The 18,637-nt window shown below is 73.9% G+C and carries 13 protein-coding genes; 4 read left to right on the top strand and 9 right to left on the bottom strand.

The window, feature by feature from the left end:
* Positions 1–772 precede the first annotated feature (772 nt).
* On the top strand, positions 773–4,186 hold the full coding sequence (locus ACFXI4_RS44000) for an SCO5717 family growth-regulating ATPase (RefSeq protein ID WP_385003162.1): 3,414 nt from the start codon (positions 773–775) through the stop codon (positions 4,184–4,186).
* A 62-nt stretch (positions 4,187–4,248) separates the two neighbouring features.
* Here the strand turns inward: ACFXI4_RS44000 and ACFXI4_RS43995 are convergent, their stop codons facing one another.
* From ACFXI4_RS43995 to rimP, 9 genes are all read right to left on the bottom strand, one after another.
* Positions 4,249–5,199 carry a bifunctional riboflavin kinase/FAD synthetase gene (locus ACFXI4_RS43995; RefSeq protein WP_385003159.1) on the bottom strand — a complete coding sequence of 317 codons (951 nt, stop codon included), beginning with the start codon at positions 5,197–5,199 and terminating at the stop codon, positions 4,249–4,251.
* Positions 5,200–5,319: 120 nt separating this feature from the next.
* Positions 5,320–8,967, bottom strand: coding sequence for a trypsin-like peptidase domain-containing protein (locus ACFXI4_RS43990; RefSeq protein WP_385003156.1), 3,648 nt, complete (start codon positions 8,965–8,967; stop codon positions 5,320–5,322).
* Positions 8,968–9,211: 244 nt separating this feature from the next.
* Positions 9,212–10,117, bottom strand: coding sequence for a tRNA pseudouridine(55) synthase TruB (gene truB / locus ACFXI4_RS43985; RefSeq protein ID WP_362726963.1), 906 nt, complete (start codon positions 10,115–10,117; stop codon positions 9,212–9,214).
* Positions 10,114–10,575 carry a 30S ribosome-binding factor RbfA gene (gene rbfA / locus ACFXI4_RS43980; protein ID WP_362726960.1) on the bottom strand — a complete coding sequence of 154 codons (462 nt, stop codon included), beginning with the start codon at positions 10,573–10,575 and terminating at the stop codon, positions 10,114–10,116. Before rbfA ends, truB begins: the two co-directional genes overlap by 4 nt.
* Before the next feature lie 40 nt (positions 10,576–10,615).
* Complete coding sequence (locus ACFXI4_RS43975) at positions 10,616–10,909, bottom strand: DUF503 domain-containing protein (protein WP_385003152.1); 294 nt, start codon at positions 10,907–10,909, stop codon at positions 10,616–10,618.
* Positions 10,910–11,086: 177 nt separating this feature from the next.
* The gene (gene infB / locus ACFXI4_RS43970; protein ID WP_385003149.1) at positions 11,087–14,227 is read right to left on the bottom strand and encodes a translation initiation factor IF-2; all 3,141 of its coding nucleotides are present in this window, start codon (positions 14,225–14,227) and stop codon (positions 11,087–11,089) included.
* A gap of 154 nt (positions 14,228–14,381) precedes the next feature.
* A complete protein-coding gene (locus tag ACFXI4_RS43965; protein WP_362730968.1) occupies positions 14,382–14,651 on the bottom strand; it encodes a YlxR family protein in 270 nt (89 codons plus the stop codon).
* A 134-nt stretch (positions 14,652–14,785) separates the two neighbouring features.
* Positions 14,786–15,772: a transcription termination factor NusA gene (gene nusA / locus ACFXI4_RS43960; RefSeq protein WP_362730970.1), complete on the bottom strand. Its 987-nt coding sequence runs from the start codon at positions 15,770–15,772 to the stop codon at positions 14,786–14,788.
* Between the two features lie 2 nt (positions 15,773–15,774).
* Positions 15,775–16,284, bottom strand: coding sequence for a ribosome maturation factor RimP (rimP, locus tag ACFXI4_RS43955; protein WP_362730972.1), 510 nt, complete (start codon positions 16,282–16,284; stop codon positions 15,775–15,777).
* 217 nt (positions 16,285–16,501) lie between these two features.
* On the opposite strand from rimP, the gene ACFXI4_RS43950 reads away from it, so the two are divergent.
* Genes ACFXI4_RS43950 through ACFXI4_RS43940 form a run of 3 tightly spaced genes read left to right on the top strand, consistent with a single transcriptional unit; the run spans position 16,502 to position 18,465 of the window.
* Positions 16,502–17,050 (top strand): hypothetical protein, encoded by a 549-nt coding sequence (locus ACFXI4_RS43950; RefSeq protein ID WP_385003144.1) that lies wholly within the window; start codon positions 16,502–16,504, stop codon positions 17,048–17,050.
* Positions 17,047–17,541, top strand: a complete 495-nt coding sequence (locus ACFXI4_RS43945; protein WP_385003141.1) for a ferritin-like domain-containing protein — start codon at positions 17,047–17,049, stop codon at positions 17,539–17,541. Before ACFXI4_RS43950 ends, ACFXI4_RS43945 begins: the two co-directional genes overlap by 4 nt.
* A 30-nt stretch (positions 17,542–17,571) precedes the next feature.
* Positions 17,572–18,465, top strand: coding sequence for an aminoglycoside phosphotransferase family protein (locus ACFXI4_RS43940; RefSeq protein ID WP_385003138.1), 894 nt, complete (start codon positions 17,572–17,574; stop codon positions 18,463–18,465).
* Positions 18,466–18,637: the final 172 nt, after the last annotated feature.

Below are 18,637 nucleotides of genomic sequence, written 5' to 3'. Positions count from 1 at the left end.
CCAGCCGGGCCCGCGCGCCCCCGGGGCGCGCCCGCCGCTCGGCATACCCCTGGCGGGCGGCATGGCCGCCCCGGCCGCCCCCCCCCCCCACCACCGGGCCCGGTTCTCCTCGGCGCCGCCGATGCCGAGCACACGGGGCACGGCGCCCCCGGGGCGCCTGTCGTAGGCGTCGCCGCCCATCGGGATGGCGGCGAGCTCGCCGCCGCGTCTCCGTCGGGGGTGACAAGGCCCTCGGGCGGGGCCGAGCCCGCCCGGCGGTCCGCCGAATCCCGGCCGGAGCGGGGGCAGTTGCCTGCACCGCTTCCCGCACTCGCCGTCGACGGCCGGTGAGAACTTCGGGGAGGACTGCGGCATTTGCCGTGCCCGCCTCGCACTCCTCCACCCCCGTGCGCACGCGCCCCGCCCCCTCCGGCACCAGGGCGTCGCAGGCATGACGCGCAGTTGCCGCGCAGTCAACCGGTGCCCGAACTGGCGGTTCTTGCCCGTTTTGTTCATCGATTGTTGGGCAATACGAAAGTTCTGCACAGGAGTTCAGGGCATGGTGTGACCAGGCGGACGTCCGTATTGAGACGGACAGGCCTGCCGAGGTCCGGCTCCCGGTGATTAGGCTGGGAGGGGGGCGCGACGTCAGGACCGTGAACGCGGCGTCGGGGCCCTGAGGGGGAGAGCCGGTGGATCGGACTACCTCAAACGAATACGGATGCTGAGAACGACACGACACGGTCGTCGCGCCGGCACGGCATGAGGGTGCTCGACCACACCAGGAGGAACTGTGAGCAGCGATCGGGACGGGATCCGCGGGGGCTGGGCGACACCCGGCGAAGACCAGCCCGACGCGGAGTCCCTCAACGAGATGACGGGCGAGTTCACGATCGACTACGCGCCGCCCGCCTGGTACACGCAGAACGCGACGGGCGGACCGGAGGCGGCCGACGGTGCCGGCGGTCCGGGGGCCCCGGCGTCCGGCTCCGGCACGACGCCCGCCGCGCAGCCCCGTTCGCCGTTCCCGCCGGGGGCGCCGATCCCGGGGCTGGCTCCCCCGCCGCATGCCCAGCAGGGGGGCGGAACGCCGGGTCCCGGCGGTCCGTTCACTCCCGCGCCGACGTCGGCTCCGGGCGCGCCGTTCACTCCCGCGCCGACGTCGGCTCCGGGCGCGCCGTTCACACCGCCGGCGGCGACGCCCGGGGCTCCGTTCACGCCGCCGCCCAGCGCGACCCCGGGCGCGCCGTTCACGCCGTCGCCCACCGCGACGCCGGGCGCGCCGTTCACACCGCCGCCCGCTGCGGCGCCCAGTGCTCCGCCGGCGCCGACGCCCGGAGCTCCGTTCACGTCCGCGCCCGCGTCAACTCCGGGAGCACCCTTCACCCCTCCGAGGGTGGCACCGGGGGCTCCGTTCACGCCGCCGCCCACCGCGACGCCGGGCGCGCCGTTCACGCCGCCCGCCCCGAGCGCGGACGCCGGGGCCCCGGCTGCTCCGCAGGCGCCGGTCGCCGCGCCGTTCACCCCTGCCGCGCCGCCCGCACAGGGCGCGACCGCGGTGCCGAAGCTGCCGGCCGGTTTCGAACCGCAGCGGCCCGCCGCCGAAGCGCCGGCACCGGAGGCCGAGCCGGGCAACGGTGACCTGGACAGCGGGGCGACGATGCGGTTCTCCGCGGTCGCGCTCAAGCGTGACCTCGCCGAGGCCGCAGAGCAGGCGGCCGCCAAGGACACCGCGGCCGAGGACAGCGCCGAGGACGAGACCGAAGCCGACGCGGCGGAGCAGCCGGCGGCCGACGTCATCGCGCTGCTGGTCGACTCCGGCCCCAGGGGTGCCGACGACTCGCCGCACGTCGGCACCGACGAGACCGGTCCCGAGGACGACGCTCCGCTCGGCGCCGAACCGGCCCAGGACGCCTCCCCGGAGGACGACACCGAGAGGGACGAGCCCCAGGACACCGTCTCCGACACCGACGACGGCTCCGAGGAAGACTCCGACGACTCCGACGACGAACAGCACCACGGTGGCGAAAGCGCAGACGGCGAGGCGCACTTGGCGGCCGACGCCGTAGCCCCCGAGAACACCGACGACGCCGGTGACACCGACGAGCCCGAGGACGCGCCCCCCGCGCCGCGGGACGCCATAGCCGCCGCTCCCGCGCCGCAGGACGCGCCCCCGGCGCCCGAGGCCGCCGTGCCGCCCGCCGCCTGGACGCCTCCGCCCACGCCGCCCACGCCGCCGGCCGTGGTGCCGCCCCTGCCGCCGTCCTACCAGCCCGCGGCCCCCGCACCGGCCGCCCACTGGCCGGCCCAGTCGGGACCGTCGGAGCCGTCGGAGCCGGTGCCCGGCCGCCCGCAGCCCCAACAGGCGCCCGGGCAGGGCCCCGTGGGCGCACCCTTCCAGCAGCCGGCGTTCCAGCCACCGCAGGCACCGCCGCCCGCCCCCGCCGCCTGGAACCAGCCCCCGGTCCAGCAGCCGGAGGCTCCCGTTCCGCCGCAGACACCGGGCGGCTACGGCTTCCCGCAGCCCGGCGTCCAGCCCCCCGTGCCGCCGGTCGCGCAGCCGCCGCTGGCCGCCGCCCCGGACGCCCAGGGCGGCTACGGCTACCCCGGGGCTCCCGTGCCGCAGGCGCCCGCGCCCGCCGGTTACGGCTTTCCGCAGCCGGCCGCTCAGCCCCCGGCGCCCCCTGCCCCGCCCGTCGGCCACGGCTTCCCGCAGCCCGGTCAGCAGCCGCAGGCACCCCAGGATCCGCGCGCCGCACAGCCCGTCCAGCCCCCCGCTGCGGCCCCGCACCCCGAGCAGCCGGTGCCACCGGCCCCCCAGCCCCCGGTCGACCCGCGGGTCGGTGCCGCCTGGCCGCAGCCCATGCAGCACGACCAGCGGCAGATGACCAACCCCGGTGCGGCTCCGCTGGGTTACACCGCGGCCGTCGAGCTGTCCTCCGACCGGCTGCTCAACAACAAGAAGCAGAAAGCGAAGAGCGGCCGGCCCGGTGCCGCGCCCTCGCGGTTCAAGCTCGGCGGCAAGAAGGAAGAGGCCGAGCGTCAGCGGAAGCTGGACCTGATCCGTACGCCGGTGCTGTCCTGCTACCGGATAGCGGTGATCAGCCTCAAGGGTGGTGTCGGCAAGACGACCACCACCACCGCGCTCGGCTCCACCCTCGCCACCGAGCGCCAGGACAAGATCCTGGCCATCGACGCCAACCCGGACGCCGGCACGCTCGGCCGCCGGGTGCGCCGCGAGACCGGGGCCACCATCCGTGACCTGGTCCAGGCGATCCCGTACCTCAACTCCTACATGGACATCCGGCGGTTCACCTCGCAGGCCGCATCCGGGCTGGAGATCATCGCCAACGACGTCGACCCGGCCGTCTCGACCACGTTCAACGACGAGGACTACCGGCGCGCTATCGACGTCCTGGGCAAGCAGTACCCGATCATCCTCACCGACTCCGGTACCGGTCTGCTCTACAGCGCCATGCGCGGTGTACTGGACCTCGCCGATCAGCTGATCATCATCTCGACGCCGTCGGTGGACGGGGCGAGCAGCGCCAGTACGACCCTGGACTGGCTGTCCGCGCACGGGTACGCCGACCTGGTGTCGAGGTCGATCACCGTGATCTCCGGAGTCCGCGAGACCGGCAAGATGATCAAGGTCGAGGACATCGTGTCGCACTTCGAGACGCGCTGCCGGGGTGTCGTGGTCGTGCCGTTCGACGAGCATCTGTCCGCCGGTGCGGAGGTCGACCTCGACATGATGCGGCCGAAGGTGCGCGAGGCGTACTTCAACCTCGCGGCGATGGTCGCCGAGGACTTCGTACGCCACCAGCAGATGCACGGCCTGTGGACCAGCGACGGCAACCCGCCGCCGGTCGCCGCCCCGCCACTGCCGGGCCAGCCACTGCCCGGCGGCCAGCAGTACGCCCCGCCGCAGGCTCCGGGACAGCAGCCGTACGCGCCCGGACAGCCGTACCCGCAGCAGCCGGGACAGCCTCCGCAGCAGGAGCACTACGGCCGGCCCGCGCCCTACCCGCAGCAGCAGCCCGGACAGCCGTATCCCCCGCAGCAGCCGGGACAGCAGCCCGGCTACGGGTATCCGCAGCCCGGTGCCCAGCCCCCCGCTCCGCCGGTTCCGCCCGGCGGCTACGGCTTCCCGCAGCAGCCGCAGCCGGGACAGCCCCAGGAGCCGCCGCAGCCTCCGCAGCAGTAGCCAGAACGCCACAGGGCGGCCGGTGCTTCACCGCACCGGCCGCCCTGTGGCGTGGACCGTGGTCAGGCGTCGTCGGCCGCCACCAGCTCCCGGCACCGTTTGACGTCCTCGGCCATCTGCTCCAGCAGCGCGTCGATCGAGTCGAACTTGGCCTGGCCGCGGACGAAGGCCAGGAAGTCGACGGCGACGTGCAGCCCGTACAGGTCGAGTCCGACGCGGTCGATGGCGTACGCCTCGACCGTGCGCTCGGTGCCGTCGAACTGCGGGTTGGTGCCGACGGAGATCGCGGCCGGCATCACTTCGCCCTGGGCGTGCAGGTAGCCGGCGTAGACGCCGTCGGCGGGGATGGCGGTGTGCGGCAGGGTCTCCACGTTGGCGGTGGGGAAGCCCAGTTCACGGCCGCGCTGGGCACCGCGTACGACCACGCCCTCCACCCGGTGCGGGCGGCCCAGGATCTCGCGGGCGCCCGCCATGTCACCCTCCGCGACCAGGCGCCGCGTCAGGGTCGAGGAGAACGGCTCGCCGCCGCCCGCCTCCCCGCGCACGTACAGGTCGACGACCTCGACCTCGAAGTCGTAGACCTTGCCCTGCTCGGCGAGGAACTCGACGTTGCCCGCGGCCTTGTGGCCGAAGCGGAAGTTGGGGCCCTCGACGACGGCCTTGGCGTGCAGTCTGTCGACCAGCACCTTGACCACGAACTCGGCCGGCGACAGCCGCGAGAACTCGGTGGTGAAGGGGAGGATCAGTACCGCGTCCACGCCCAGCTCCGCCATCAGCTCGGCGCGGGTGTGGTGCGGGGCGAGCAGCGGCGGGTGACTGCCCGGGCGCACGACCTCGCTGGGGTGCGGGTCGAAGGTCACGACGACCGCCGGAACGCCCAGCTCACGGGCGCGGTCCACGGCATGCCGGATGATCAGCTGGTGACCGCGGTGCACCCCGTCGTAGGACCCGATGGTGACGACACTGCGCCCCCAGTCCTCGGGGATGTCATCCAAGCCACGCCAGCGCTGCACTGTGACCGCTCCTCGAACCTGTGTCCGTTGTCCGTCTTACGCAGCTCTAAGGGTGCCATGTTTGCCGGACACGTCTCACACCGGCACGGTCGCTGTGACCTGGCGCACGCGTCCGGCTCCTCACGCGGGCACTCTCACACCGGCCAGGTTCCCCAGCATGCGCCGGGTGCTCGGCCCCACCACCGCGGCCCATTCCTCCGGGGTGTCGGTGAGCCAGCGGGCCATCAGGGCGGCGAATCCGGGCACGTGCCGCCCCAGGTCGACCAGTCCGCGGTCGAACCGGCTCGCCCCGTCCGGGGTGCGGACCAGCAGCAGACCGGTGCGCCTGACCAGCTCACGCATCCCGTCGCCGTCGTCCTCGCGCTGTACGGCGGCCGCGTGCAGCAGGGCGTCGAGGACCTCCGGGTCCCGTTCATGGTCCAGCAGGAGCTCCAGCAGTTCCCGGCGCAGCGGGCGCGAGACGGGGGTGCCGGCCGCGCCCAGTACCGTCGCCAGGGCCGCCCGCACCGGCTCGGGGCCGTCGCCCAGCAGCCCGGTGACCAGCGGCAGCAGGACGGCGCGGGCCCCGGCACCGTGCTCCAGGCGGCGCTCCACGAATCCGGCCACCTGCCCGGCGGCCTCCGGGCCCAGCTCTACGGCCGCGAGGACCAGCTCGGTGACCCGGTGGGCGAGGGCCGGTGCGGTGACGTCGGCGAGGGCGCGCAGCACCTGCCCGGCGGCCGGTCCGCGCAGCCGGGCGCGGAAGGCGGCCAGGACGTCGACGGGGTGGGTGGCCAGGGCGGGGACCAGGGCGCTGGGCGAGAGCTGCGGATCACCGGTGGCGAAGTGCCGAAGCGCCTGCGGGAGATGGCGGGCCCGGGTCCACGGGTCCCGGACCAGCAGGGCCAGGGCGCCGCCGTGCAGGGTGCAGTCGGCGGGGCGGGCGAGCAGGGCGAGCGCGGCATAACGGAGCAGTTCGCGGTCGGGCTCGGTGCGGACGTGCGGGGCGGCGCTCAGCGCGTGGGCCACGGCGGCCACCCGGCGGGCCGGGCGCTCGTCGTGGGCCCAGCGGTCCACGGCCCGGCACACCGCGGAGGGCTCGTCCTCGGCGAGCACGGCCAGCAGTTCGTCGCCCCGCCGGTGCGCGGCGTCCACCAGCACCTCGGTGAGGTCGTCCAGTGCGTGGCGGCGGTGGGTGTGCAGCAGCGCCTGCGCCGCGGTCGCCACGGTGGCGTGCGGCATCGCGGGCAACGGCCGCTCGTCGTCGAACCACCGGGTGAGGTGGGGCTGTACGGCGGTGGGATCGGCGGCGAGCAGCCGGGCGACGGCGTCCAGGTGACGCGGGGCCGTGCCCTCCGGCGCCTTCGCCGTCGGCCGGGCTCCGAAGCGGCCGCCGCCCGCGGTCCCGGGCAGGGGCTCGTCCGCGCGGACCAGCCTCCGCAGCAGGTCGAAGCGTTCGGCGTCGGGCAGGGTGAGCGCGGTCCAGAAGTCCGGTCCGAACTCGGTGCGCGCGGGGTGTTGCCGGGAAACCACCCGGTCGGCCAGCAGCCGCAGCACCCCGGTGTACGGCGTGGCGTCGGGCAGCCGCAGCAGGGTCTGGGCGAGCAGCCGGGCGGCCCACCAGGAGTCGGGGTCAAGGTCGAGGGCGTGCGCCAGGTCGTTGAGGTGCGGGGCGAGCCGGGCCGGTCCGTACTGGCGGTCGAGGAGCAGCAGCGCCTGGACGACCGGGCCGATCCGGTGGTGCGGAACGGGCACCGGGTGGGCGCTCTCGGGGCTGCGGGGGCGGTGGACGAGGGCGTGCAGGGCGTCGTCCAGGTCCAGGTGCAGGCCCTGGATCCAGTCGGCGAACTCCTCGTGCGCGAAGCGGTAGCCACCGCCCGCCGGGACCAGCAGGCCCTCGGTGAGCACGGCGCCGGCCCAGCCTGAGCCGCCGCCGGGACGGTCCCTGGCGGGCCCCGGGGGAAACAGCGCCTCGAACGACTCCCCGTCCAGTTCGCCCTGACCGGGTCCGAGGCTGCGCCGGGCGGCCTCGTGCACCCGGCCGCAGACACGCACGGCGAGCCGTCGTACGGCCGTGCCGCGCAGGCCGTTCTCCGCGGCCAGCCGGACCGCGATGCGCAGGCAGAGCAGGTCGAGGTGAGCGGCGAAGACGTCGTGGCGGTCGAGCGGGCCGGCGGCGGGGGCGTCCGGGAGGGCGGCGCGGACCTCGGAGAGCAGGCGCAGGGCGAGGGGGTGGCGGGCGTCGCGGTCGGTGAGGGCGCCGTCGGGGACGCCGTAGCGAAAGCGGGCGCGGCGGGCCTCGTCGGGGGTGAGGCCGGCCAGCCGGACGCGGGCGGGGTCGCCGGTGCCCCGGTGCAGCAGCTCGGCCGGGAACGCGGCCCCGGCCCGCTCCCAGTACTCCTCACGGCAGGCGACCAGGAGCCTGGCGCCGGTGTCGCGCAGCCATCCGGCGGTGTCCGTGGTCCAGGCGGTGAGCCGGTGTGCGAGGACCGCTGGCATCTCTTCGGGGCCGTCCAGCAGGAGGAGGAGTGGGCGGCCGGCCCGGGAGGCGAGCCGGGCCAGCCGCTCGACGGTGAGTTCGCCCAGGTCGCCGGGGAGTTGGGAGCGGGAGGCGGCGACGATCCGGACCGCGCGCTCCAGGGCGCGGCGGGCCGCGTCGGCTACCGAACCGTCGGCGTCCTTGAGGTCGGCGCCACGGAGCCAGAGGGTGGGGGCGGGGTGTGCCGCGCGGTTGCGGCGGGCGGCGAGGGCGGCGAGTTCGGTGGTGCGACCGGTGCCGGGCTCTCCGACGAGGGCCAGGACGGTGCCGTTCGCGTTGCCGGCGCCGGTGCCTTCGGCGAAGGCCGACAGCTCCTTCGAGGTCGCCGTACGTTCGACGGGATGCCCGGGGTCGGTGGATTCCGACGAGAGTGCGGCAGCAGGTGAGCGTGTGGCCGCTGATGCGTGGGGGCCGGTTGCTGCATGGGGGCCGGTCGCGCGGTTCTGCGCGCCCCTCAGGGGCGCTCCGGTGCGGCCGGTATGACCGGCCAGGGTGCCCGGCGGGGCGTCCTGGCCCACCGATGTGGCGGTCAGTTCCAGGATGCCGCCGAGGTTGAGGTCGGCGCCGTAGGCGGGGACGCTTGCCGCGTTGCGGGCGAGGAGGTCGGCCAGGGGGCCGGGGCCGGGGTGGTGGAGCGGGACGGCGAAGCCCACGTCTCGCCGGCCGGACCGCAGGGCGGTGCCCAGTACGCCGAGGACCGCGCCGCTCTCGGCGTCGAGGACCGGGCCGCCGGCCGCCCCGCCACCGAGACGCAGGGCGTCCCGGGCCGCCGTGCCCATCGCCAGCTCAAGGGCGTCGTCCAGGAGATGGAGGCGGTCGGTGGCGGTGTACGTCACCTGGGTCGCGGCCAGCACCCGGGCCTCGCGCCACCGATCGGCGGCGATCCGTACGTAGGTCCCGGCCGGGATCCGCTTCCGTGCCGTGATCGGCAGCGGATCCACGCGGAGACCCTCGGTGCGGATCAGCGCCAGGCCGTGGGCGGGCAGCAGGGTGACCGCGTCCGGGCCGGCCACGCAGGTGCGGTCCCCGACCGCGTGCAGCACGATCCGGGCGAGCCCGTCGACGGCCTCGTGGCTGGTGACCAGGGTGCCGTCATGGTCGGCGAGGAACCCGGTGCCACGCGGCCGCCCGGCGAGGTCGCGGACCCGGACCAGCCGGTCGTCGAGCACCGGCCGGATGTCCTGTCCCGCCTCCCGGGTACCGTCCGCCGTACGGCATTCGCTCCCGGTCCGCGGGCGCCGTCCCGCCATGATCGACCTCCCCGCCCGTACACCCGTGCCCTGCCTGCGACGGTAGGGGCGAAATGATCAGCGGGACAGAGCGGGTGGCGAACGCGCCCCCCTCCGCTCCCCCGGTTCACTCCGAGCGCCTGCCCGGTCGGGTGAATAGCCCGGGACGGGTGGATACACCCTAGGGGTGGGGGAACCGAGGGGGACCGTGGAGCGGCGACGGCGCAGACCCCGTGGCCGCCGCTCCACGGGCACACCGGTCGGATCAGCCGAACACGGCGAGGCTCTTGGCCTTGCCCTTCTGCTCCTCGACGAGCACGAGGAAGCGCCCCTCGGGGCCGAACACGGCGACGGGACCGGCGCCGGCGTACTGCTCGGGGATGTCGATCCGCACCCCGTTGGTGAGCAGAGCGGCCCGCCGGGCGTCGACCTCCCAGCGTGGGAACGCGGCTGTGGCCGCCTCGGCGACCGGCATCACGGTCAGCTCCTGCTGGAGCTGGTCGAGGGTGCGCGCGGAGTCCAGCTTGTACGGTCCGACGCGCGTGCGGCGCAGCGCGGTGAGGTGGCCGCCGACACCCAGGCCGGCGCCCAGGTCGCGGGCGAGGGCACGGATGTAGGTGCCGGAGGAGCAGACCACCGAGACGACCAGGTCGAGCACCGGGGTGCCGTCCTCGGCGATGGCGTCCCGGACGTCGTGGACCGTGAAGGACGAGACGGTCACCGGCCGGGCCGGGATCTCGAAGTCCTCGCCCTCCCGGGCGCGCTTGTAGGACCGGACACCGTCGATCTTGATGGCGCTGACCTTGGACGGCACCTGCATGATGCGGCCCGTCAGCTCGGCGATGCCGGCGTCGACGGCCTCACGGGTGACCCCGGAGGCGTCGGTGGACGAGGTGATCTCGCCCTCGGCGTCGTCGGTGAGGGTGTTCTGCCCGAGGCGGACGGTCCCCAGGTACTCCTTCTCGGTGAGGGCGAGGTGCCCGAGGAGCTTGGTCGCCCGCTCGATGCCGAGGACGAGGACGCCGGTGGCCATCGGGTCGAGGGTGCCGGCGTGCCCGACGCGCCGGGTACGGGCGATGCCCCGCATCTTGGCGACGACGTCGTGCGAGGTGAAACCCGACGGCTTGTCGACGATGACAAGGCCGTCGGGCGGGGTGGGCTTGCTGGTCATTCGGTGGCGTCGTCCGTCTCGTCGGCGTCGTCCTCGGCACCCGGCTTCTTGTACGGGTCCGCCTCACCGGCGAAGTCGGCGCCCGCGGAGACTTCGCGGACCTTCGCGTCCGAGGCCCGTGCCTTGTCGAGCAGGTCCTCGATGGTCTTCGCGGTGTCCGGGAGGGCGTCCGCGACGAACGTCAGGGTCGGCGTGAACTTCACGCCAGCCGCGGCGCCGACCGCCGAGCGGAGCACGCCCTTGGCGCTCTCCAGGCCCGCGGCGGCCGCGGCCCGCTCCTCGTCGTCGCCGTAGACCGTGTAGAAGACGGTCGCCTCCCTGAGGTCACCCGTCACCCGGGTGTCCGTGATGGTGACGTGGGTGCCGAGCCGCGGGTCCTTGATCCCGCGCTGCAGCTTCTGGGCCACCACCTCTCGGATGAGGTCCGCCAGCCTCTTGGCGCGCGCGTTGTCGGCCACTGGTCCGTCTCCCGTTCTTTCTTCTGTGTCGTTCTCAGGTCTAGTCGTCGTCGCCGTGGAAGCGCCGTCTGACGGACAGCAGCTCCACCTCGGGGCGGGCCGCGACCAGCCGTTCGCACCGGTCGAGCACGTCGGTCAGGTGCGCGGCGTCGCCGGAGACCACGGCAAGGCCGATGCCGGCCCTGCGGTGAAGGTCCAGGTGGTCCACCTCGGCCGCGCACACGGCGAACTTCCGCTGGAGTTCGGCGACGATCGGGCGGACGACGGAGCGCTTCTCCTTCAGCGAGTGGATGTCGCCGAGGAGGAGGTCGAAGGACAGAGTCCCCACGTACATGCGTGTAACCGGTTCACCCGCCGGCACGGGATCGATGGCCCTGTTCAGGAACGGTACCCCGTACCTGCCGGGCACTCGACCGACTTTCCCCGCGGTCGGCGAAGCCGCCGCACTGCCCGCGGGAAAAGTGCTGGCCGACGGGAGCGGACTCCCGTCGGCCAGCATCAACCGTGGGTCTTACACCCGCGGCTTCTCGCGCATCTCGTACGTCGCGATGACGTCGTCGATCTTGATGTCGTTGAAGTTTCCGAGGTTGATACCACCCTCGAAGCCTTCGCGGATCTCGGTGACGTCGTCCTTGAAGCGGCGCAGACCCTCGATGTTGAGGCTCTCCGCGATGACCTTGCCGTCGCGGATGAGGCGGGCCTTGGTGTTGCGCTTGACCTCGCCGGAGCGGATGAGAACACCCGCGATGTTGCCCAGCTTGGACGACTTGAAGACCTCGCGGATCTCCGCCGTACCGAGCTCGACCTCCTCGTACTCCGGCTTGAGCATGCCCTTGAGGGCCGCCTCGATCTCCTCGATCGCCTGGTAGATGACCGAGTAGTAGCGGACGTCCACGCCCTCGCGCTCGGCCATCTGCGCCGCGCGGCCTGCCGCACGGACGTTGAAGCCGATCACGATGGCGTCCGAGCCCATCGCCAGGTCGATGTCCGACTCCGTGACCGCACCGACGCCGCGGTGCAGGACGCGGATGTCGACCTCTTCGCCGACGTCCAGCTGGAGCAGGGAGGACTCGAGGGCCTCGACGGAACCAGAAGCGTCACCCTTGATGATGAGGTTGAGCTGCTGGACCTCGCCGGCCTTGAGCACCTTGTCCAGGTCCTCGAGGGAGACACGGCGCGTGCGCTTGGCGAACGCGGCGTTGCGCTCACGGGCGGCGCGCTTCTCGGCGATCTGACGGGCCGTACGGTCCTCGTCCACCACCAGGAAGTTGTCGCCCGCACCCGGGACGTTGGTCAGACCCAGGACCTGGACCGGCGTCGCGGGTCCGGCCTCGGCGACGTTGTTGCCGTTGTCGTCGAGCATGGCGCGGACGCGACCGTAGGCGTCGCCCACGACCATCGTGTCGCCGACCCGCAGGGTGCCTCGCTGGACGAGGACCGTCGCCACGGCACCGCGGCCGCGGTCGAGACGGGACTCGATCGAGATGCCCTGCGCGTCCTGGTTCGGGTTGGCCCGCAGGTCGAGCGAGGCGTCGGCCGTCAGGATCACGGCCTCCAGCAGCGAGTCGATGTGCAGACCCTGCTTGGCGGAGATGTCGACGAACATGGTGTCGCCGCCGTACTCCTCGGCCACCAGGCCGTACTCGGTCAGCTGACCGCGCACCTTGGTCGGGTCGGCACCCTCGACGTCGATCTTGTTGACCGCGACGACGATCGGGACGTCGGCCGCCTTGGCGTGGTTGAGCGCCTCGACCGTCTGCGGCATGACGCCGTCGTTGGCCGCGACGACCAGGATCGCGATGTCGGTCGACTTCGCACCACGGGCACGCATGGCGGTGAACGCCTCGTGACCCGGGGTGTCGATGAAGGTGATCTTGCGCTCTTCGTCGTTGACCTCGGTGGAGACCTGGTAGGCACCGATGTGCTGGGTGATGCCGCCGGCCTCGCCCGCGATGACGTTCGTCTTGCGGATGGCGTCGAGCAGTCGGGTCTTACCGTGGTCGACGTGACCCATGACGGTGACGACCGGCGGACGGACCACCAGGTCGTCCTCGCCGCCCTCGTCCTCGCCGAACTCGATGTCGAAGGACTCGAGCAGCTCGCGGTCCTCCTCCTCGGGGCTGACGATCTGGACCGTGTAGTTCATCTCGCCGGCGAGGACCTCGAGGGTCGCGTCGGAGACGGACTGCGTGGCCGTGACCATCTCGCCGAGGTTCATCATGACCGCGACGAGGGACGCCGGGTTGGCGTTGATCTTCTCCGCGAAGTCGGTGAGCGACGCGCCGCGGGAGAGACGGATGGTCTCGCCGTTGCCGCGCGGCAGCATCACGCCGCCGACGCTCGGGGCCTGCATGGCCTCGTACTCCTGGCGACGCTGCCGCTTCGACTTGCGACCGCGACGCGCCGGACCGCCGGGGCGGCCGAAGGCGCCCTGCGTGCCACCACGGCCGCCGGGACCGCCCGGACGACCGCCGAAGCCGGGACGACCGCCGCCGCCGGGACCGCCGCCGAAGCCGCCGCCACCGCCACCGGGGCCACCGCCGCCGGGACGACCGGCGAAGCCGCCGCCACCGCCCGGACGGGCGCCGCCACCGCCGCCACCGGGACGACCGGCGAAGCCGCCGCCACCACCGGGACGACCGGCGCCGCCGGGACGACCCGCACCGCCGGGACCGCGACCGCCGCCACCGGGGCCGGGACGCGGGCCGGCAGCGGGACGCTGCGGCATCATGCCGGGGTTCGGACGCGGACCTGCGGAACCGCCGCCGGGACGCGGACCGCCCTGCGGACGGGGCATGCCGGACGGGCTCGGACGGGCACCGCCGGGAGCCTGGGGACGCGGGCCGCCGCCCTGGGCGCCGGGCGCCTGGGGACGGGGAGCACCGCCGGGACCGCCGGGGCCGGGACGCGCGCCGCCCTGCGGGCGCGGAGCCTGCGGGCGGGCCATGCCGGTGGAGCCACCGGAGGTGAAGGGGTTGTTGCCCGGACGCGGACCGGCCGGACGGGCACCGCCCGGACGGGGGGCGCGCTCACCGGGACGCTGGCCGCCGCCCTGACCCGGACGGGCCTGGCCCTGGCCGGGGGCGGGACGACCGCCGGGGCGCGGGGCGCCCTGGCCGGGACGGGGGGCGCCACCGGGACGCTGACCCTGGGCCTGGCCCTGACCCTGCGCGGCGGCCGGGCTCTGCGCCGGGGCGGCCGGAGGGGCCGGAGGCGCGGTGAACTCGGGCACTGCCGGAGCCGGACGCGGCGCGGGCCGCGGGCCCGGACGCGGGCCGCCGGCGGCGGCCGGTGCGGGGGTGACCGGCGCCGGTGCCGGAGCCGCGGGCGCCTCCGGGGCCGAAGCCGCGGGGGCGGGCGCCGCAGGGGCCGGCGGCTGCGGGGCGGCCGGACGCGGGGCGCCCGGCTTCGGGGCACCCGGACGTGCCGCCTGCGCCGGAGAGGGCGCGGCGGGCCTGGGCGCAGCCTTGCGCGGGGCGGACTTGCCGTTGCCGCCGCCCTGGAAGGCGTCGGTCAGCTTGCGTACAACGGGCGCCTCGATCGTCGAGGACGCCGAACGGACGAATTCACCGAGTTCCTGGAGCTTGGCCATGACGACCTTGCTCTCAACCCCGAACTCCTTGGCGAGTTCGTATACCCGGACCTTAGCCACTTCGCTCCTTTTAGGTCCGGGTGCGTCCGGACCGTCGCTACTTCATGGGCGTACTCATCGCGTGCTCATCGAGTGCTCATCGCAATCTCGACCTACTTCCAACTCGCGGGGTACCAGAGCCGCGCGGGGGTTCCGCGCGACGCTTCTAACGGTGTTACTGCTCGACGTAGGGCCGCAACGCCTTTACGTCCAGCGGACCCGGGACGCGGAGCGCCCTCGGAAGTGCCCGGCGGCGCTCCGCCTGGTCCAGACAGACCTGGGCGGGGTGTACATATGCACCCCGGCCGGGCAGCGTACCGCGAGGATCGGGGACACATTCGCCCTCGACCGCCACGATCCGCAGCAGTTCGGTCTTGGCCGCTCGCTGCCTGCACCCCACACAGGTGCGCTCAGGGCATACGCGGGCACGCGTCCGGCCAGACACTGCTAAGTCTACCTCCCCGCACCGACCTCACCCCTTCGGGGCAAAGATCGAACGGCCGTTGTCGTAATCCAAGCGACCTGCGGCTTGGAACTATTCCCCCCGTCCGGGTGAACCGACGACGGGGGGTCGGCACTCTACTCGGTCACCTGTTCGACATCCGGCCGGATATCGATCCGCCAGCCGGTGAGCCGGGCGGCGAGACGGGCGTTCTGCCCCTCTTTGCCGATCGCCAGTGACAGCTGGTAATCGGGCACGGTCACCCGGGCGGACCGGGCCGCCAGGTCCACGACCTCCACCTTGGAGACCCGGGCCGGCGACAGCGCGTTCGCCACCATCTCGGCCGGGTCGTCCGACCAGTCGACGATGTCGATCTTCTCGCCGTTCAGCTCGCCCATCACGTTGCGCACCCGGCCGCCCATCGGGCCGATGCAGGCGCCCTTGGCGTTCAGGCCCGAACGGGTGGAGCGGACCGCGATCTTCGTCCGGTGACCGGCCTCGCGGGCGATGGCGGAGATCTCCACGGACCCGTCGGCGATCTCCGGCACCTCCAGGGCGAAGAGCTTCTTCACCAGGTTCGGGTGCGTGCGGGACAGCGTGACGGAGGGGCCGCGGACGCCCTTGGCCACCCGGACGACGTAGGAGCGCAGCCGCATCCCGTGCGGATAGGTCTCGCCGGGAACCTGCTCCTGCACCGGCAGGATGGCCTCCAGCTTGCCGATGTCCACGAGCACGTTCTTCGGGTCGCGGCCCTGCTGGACCACACCGGTGACGATGTCGCCCTCGCGGCCGGCGTACTCGCCGAGCGTGGCGTCGTCCTCGGCGTCCCTCAGCCGCTGCAGGATGACCTGCTTGGCGGTGGTGGCGGCGATCCGCCCGAAGTCCGACGGGGTGTCGTCGAACTCGCGGGGCGCCTGACCCTCCTCCAGGTCCTCGGGGTCCTCCTTCGCCCACACGGTCACATGCCCGGTCTCCCGGTTGAGCTCCACGCGCGCGTGCCGCCGGCTTCCCTCGGTGCGGTGGTAGGCGATGAGGAGGGCCGACTCGATCGCCTCGACCAGCAGGTCGAAGGAGATCTCCTTCTCCCGAACCAAGCCCCGCAGGGCACTCATGTCGATGTCCACGGCTACGCCTCCTCTTCTTCCGTCATGTCCTTCTTGTCCTTGCGGTTGAACTCGACCTGGACCCGGGCCCTGTCGATCTCGGCGAAGCCGAGTCTGCGGCCGGTGGCCTTGCGGCCCTTGACGCCGGGCACTTCGAGATCGAGGCCCTCGTCGTCGACGTCCAGGATCCTCGCGACCAGTTCCCCGCCCTCGGCCAGCTGGAACCGCACCAGGCGGTCCAGGGCTCGCACGTAGTGCCGGTGCTCGGTGAGGGAGCGCTCCGCGCCCGGGGTGCCGACCTCGAGGGTGTACTCGCCCGCGCCCATCGCGTCGCTCTCGTCGAGCTTCGCCGAGAGCTCGCGGCTCACATCGGCGATCCGGTCCAGGTCGGCCCCGGTGTCGGAGTCGACGACCACGCGCAGCACCCTCTTGCGTCCGACGGAGTCCACGGCGATCTCTTCGAGATCCAGGCCCTGAGAGGTGACGAGCGGTTCCAGGAGCTCTCGGAGCCTCTCGCTCTGGGTCGTGCTCATCCGGGTGACTCCTCGGCCGCGTGTGCTGTTGTGGGTTGGGTCGCGTGTCTGGTCAAAGGGTATCCGGTCGTGAGGAGTGTTGCCGTCCACCCGGGTACGGACGGTGCCGATGAGTGGCTTCGGACAGGTGCGCGGGTACGGTGATCACGGGCGGGTCCGTCCCGTGCCCCATTTCTTTCGCGTTTTTTCGTATCCAGCTCCCCCGAGGACGTCTGCCGTGCCGTTCCCCCCGCCGTCGCGTACCCCCTGGGAAGTACGCCGCAGGAGCCTGATCGTCTCGGCCGCCTCGGCCGCCGTGCTGGCGGGTTGCTCCGCCGCCCCCGACCCCGCGGGCAACGGCGGCGGCGCGTCGGTCACCGCCACCGCACGGGCACGCGTGCGGGCGGCCCGGGACAGCCAGGTGCTGCTCGGGCAGTACGACGCCGTCCTCGCCGCCCATCCCGGGCTCGCGGAGCGGCTGCGGCCGCTGCGCGCCCAAGTCGCGGCCCACGCCGCGGCCTTTATGGAGGGCACGCAGGACACGAAGGCCACGGCCTCTGCCACGGCGACCCGCTCGCCCTCGGCCACGGTGTCCGCGTCGGCCTCGGCCGCGGTGCCGGCCGACGAGAGGTCCGCGCTCAGCGCGCTGGCCGCCGCCGAGCGCACCCTCGCCGACCGGCGCGCCAAGGAACTGCTGGACGTGCCCGGCGAACTGGCGCGGCTGCTGGCCGGGGTGTCGGCGTCCGGGTCCGCGCATGCCTACCTGCTGACGGAGGGTGAGAAGTGAGCGACGAGGCCACGACCGAGGTGCTGAAGGCGCTCCAGGCAGCACTGGCGGCCGAGCACGCGGCGGTCTACGGGTACGGCGTCGTCGGCGGCCGGATCGGCGCGCAGCGGCTGACCGAGGCCCGCTCGGCCTACGACGCGCACCGGGCCCGGCGGGACGCGCTCGCCCGCGAGGTACGGGACCTGGGCGCGGCGCCCGTCGCCGCGAACGCGGCCTACGCGCTGCCGTTCGAGGTCACCGACGCGACGACGGCCGTACGCCTCGCCGCCGCACTGGAGGCACGGGTGGCCGACGTCTACTCCGACCTGGTCCGGGCCTCCTCCGGTGAGCGGCGCGGATCCGCGGCCGGGGCACTGCGAGAGGCAGCGGTGCGGGCGGTGCGGTGGAGCGGGCAGAGCGTAGCCTTCCCTGGTCTCGCCGAGCGGGACGCGCCGCTGGGCCGGGCCGGTGCTTCGGCCTCGCCCTCGCCCTCGGCCTCGTCGACTCCGTAGACAACAGAGCAGGAAGGGAACGACTCGCGTATGGCTTTCGAACCGCCGCGGCGCCTGGTGAAGGCGCTCGGTGAGACGGCGCCGGACGGTGACGAGTGGCTGGAGAAGCTGCCCGGAGCGGTGGAAGAGGCCGTCGCCCGACGCGAGTTGGCCGTGGAACGGGTGCAGGAACCCGGTGGACGCAGCAGCGTCGTCCTGCTGGTCCGGCAGGCGGAGGGGACACCGGCGGTGCTGAAGCTGGCGCCCCGCCGGGCCCGGCCGGAGAGTGAGGCCGCGGCGCTGGCGCACTGGGGTGGGCTGGGTGCCGTACGGCTGCTGGAGGCGGACGGAGCCGACGGGGTGCTGCTGCTGGAGCGGCTGCACCCGGAGGTCTCGGTGCGGTCGTTGCCGGAGGCGAAGGCGTTGCTGGAGGCCGCGGGGACGCTGCGCCGGCTGTGGGTGGAGCCGCCCCGGGGCGCGGCGTTCGAGACGGTGGCGGACCGGACCGGCCGGCAGGCCACGGCGATGCGGGCGGCCGCCGGCCTGGAGGTCACCCCGCTGGTCGACGCGGCGCTCGCCGCCCGGGACGAGCTGCTGGCCGCGCCCCCTGAGCGGCGGTTGCTGCACGGAACGTTTCGGCAGAGCAAGGTGCTGGCCGGGGAGCGGCTGCCGTGGCTGGCGGTGGGGCCGGATCCGGTGGTCGGGGAGTGTGCGTTCGATCTGGCGCGGCTGGTGCGGGACCGGGTGGAGGACCTGATCGCCTCGCCGTCGGGTCCGACGATCACGAGGCGCCGCATCAAGCGGCTCGCGGAGTCGCTGGAGGTGGATCAGGAGCGGCTTCGGGGGTGGACGCTGTTCCGGGCGGTGGAGTCGGGCGTGCGGGCCCTCCGGGTGGGGCGGCCGAAGGACGCCGAGCTGTTGCTCGAATTCGCCGGGTGGCTTTAGGGCCGACGGCCGGGGCGGCGTCGGTCGTCCGCGCGCTGCGGGGGGAGGCGGCCTGGCTTGCCGCGCGATTCCTCCCCCGGCCTTCGCCGGGGGCACCCCCAGCGACCCTGACGGGGCGCTCGGCAGGGCCCCGGTTTCGAAGAACCGCCTGAGACGCGGCTGGGAAGGGCGC

The sequence above is a fragment of the Streptomyces sp. NPDC059224 genome (assembly GCF_042754285.1).
Taxonomy (GTDB): Bacteria; Actinomycetota; Actinomycetes; order Streptomycetales; family Streptomycetaceae; genus Streptomyces.
Note: the sequence above shows the minus strand (reverse complement) of the source record. Positions and strands in the feature narration are given on the sequence as shown.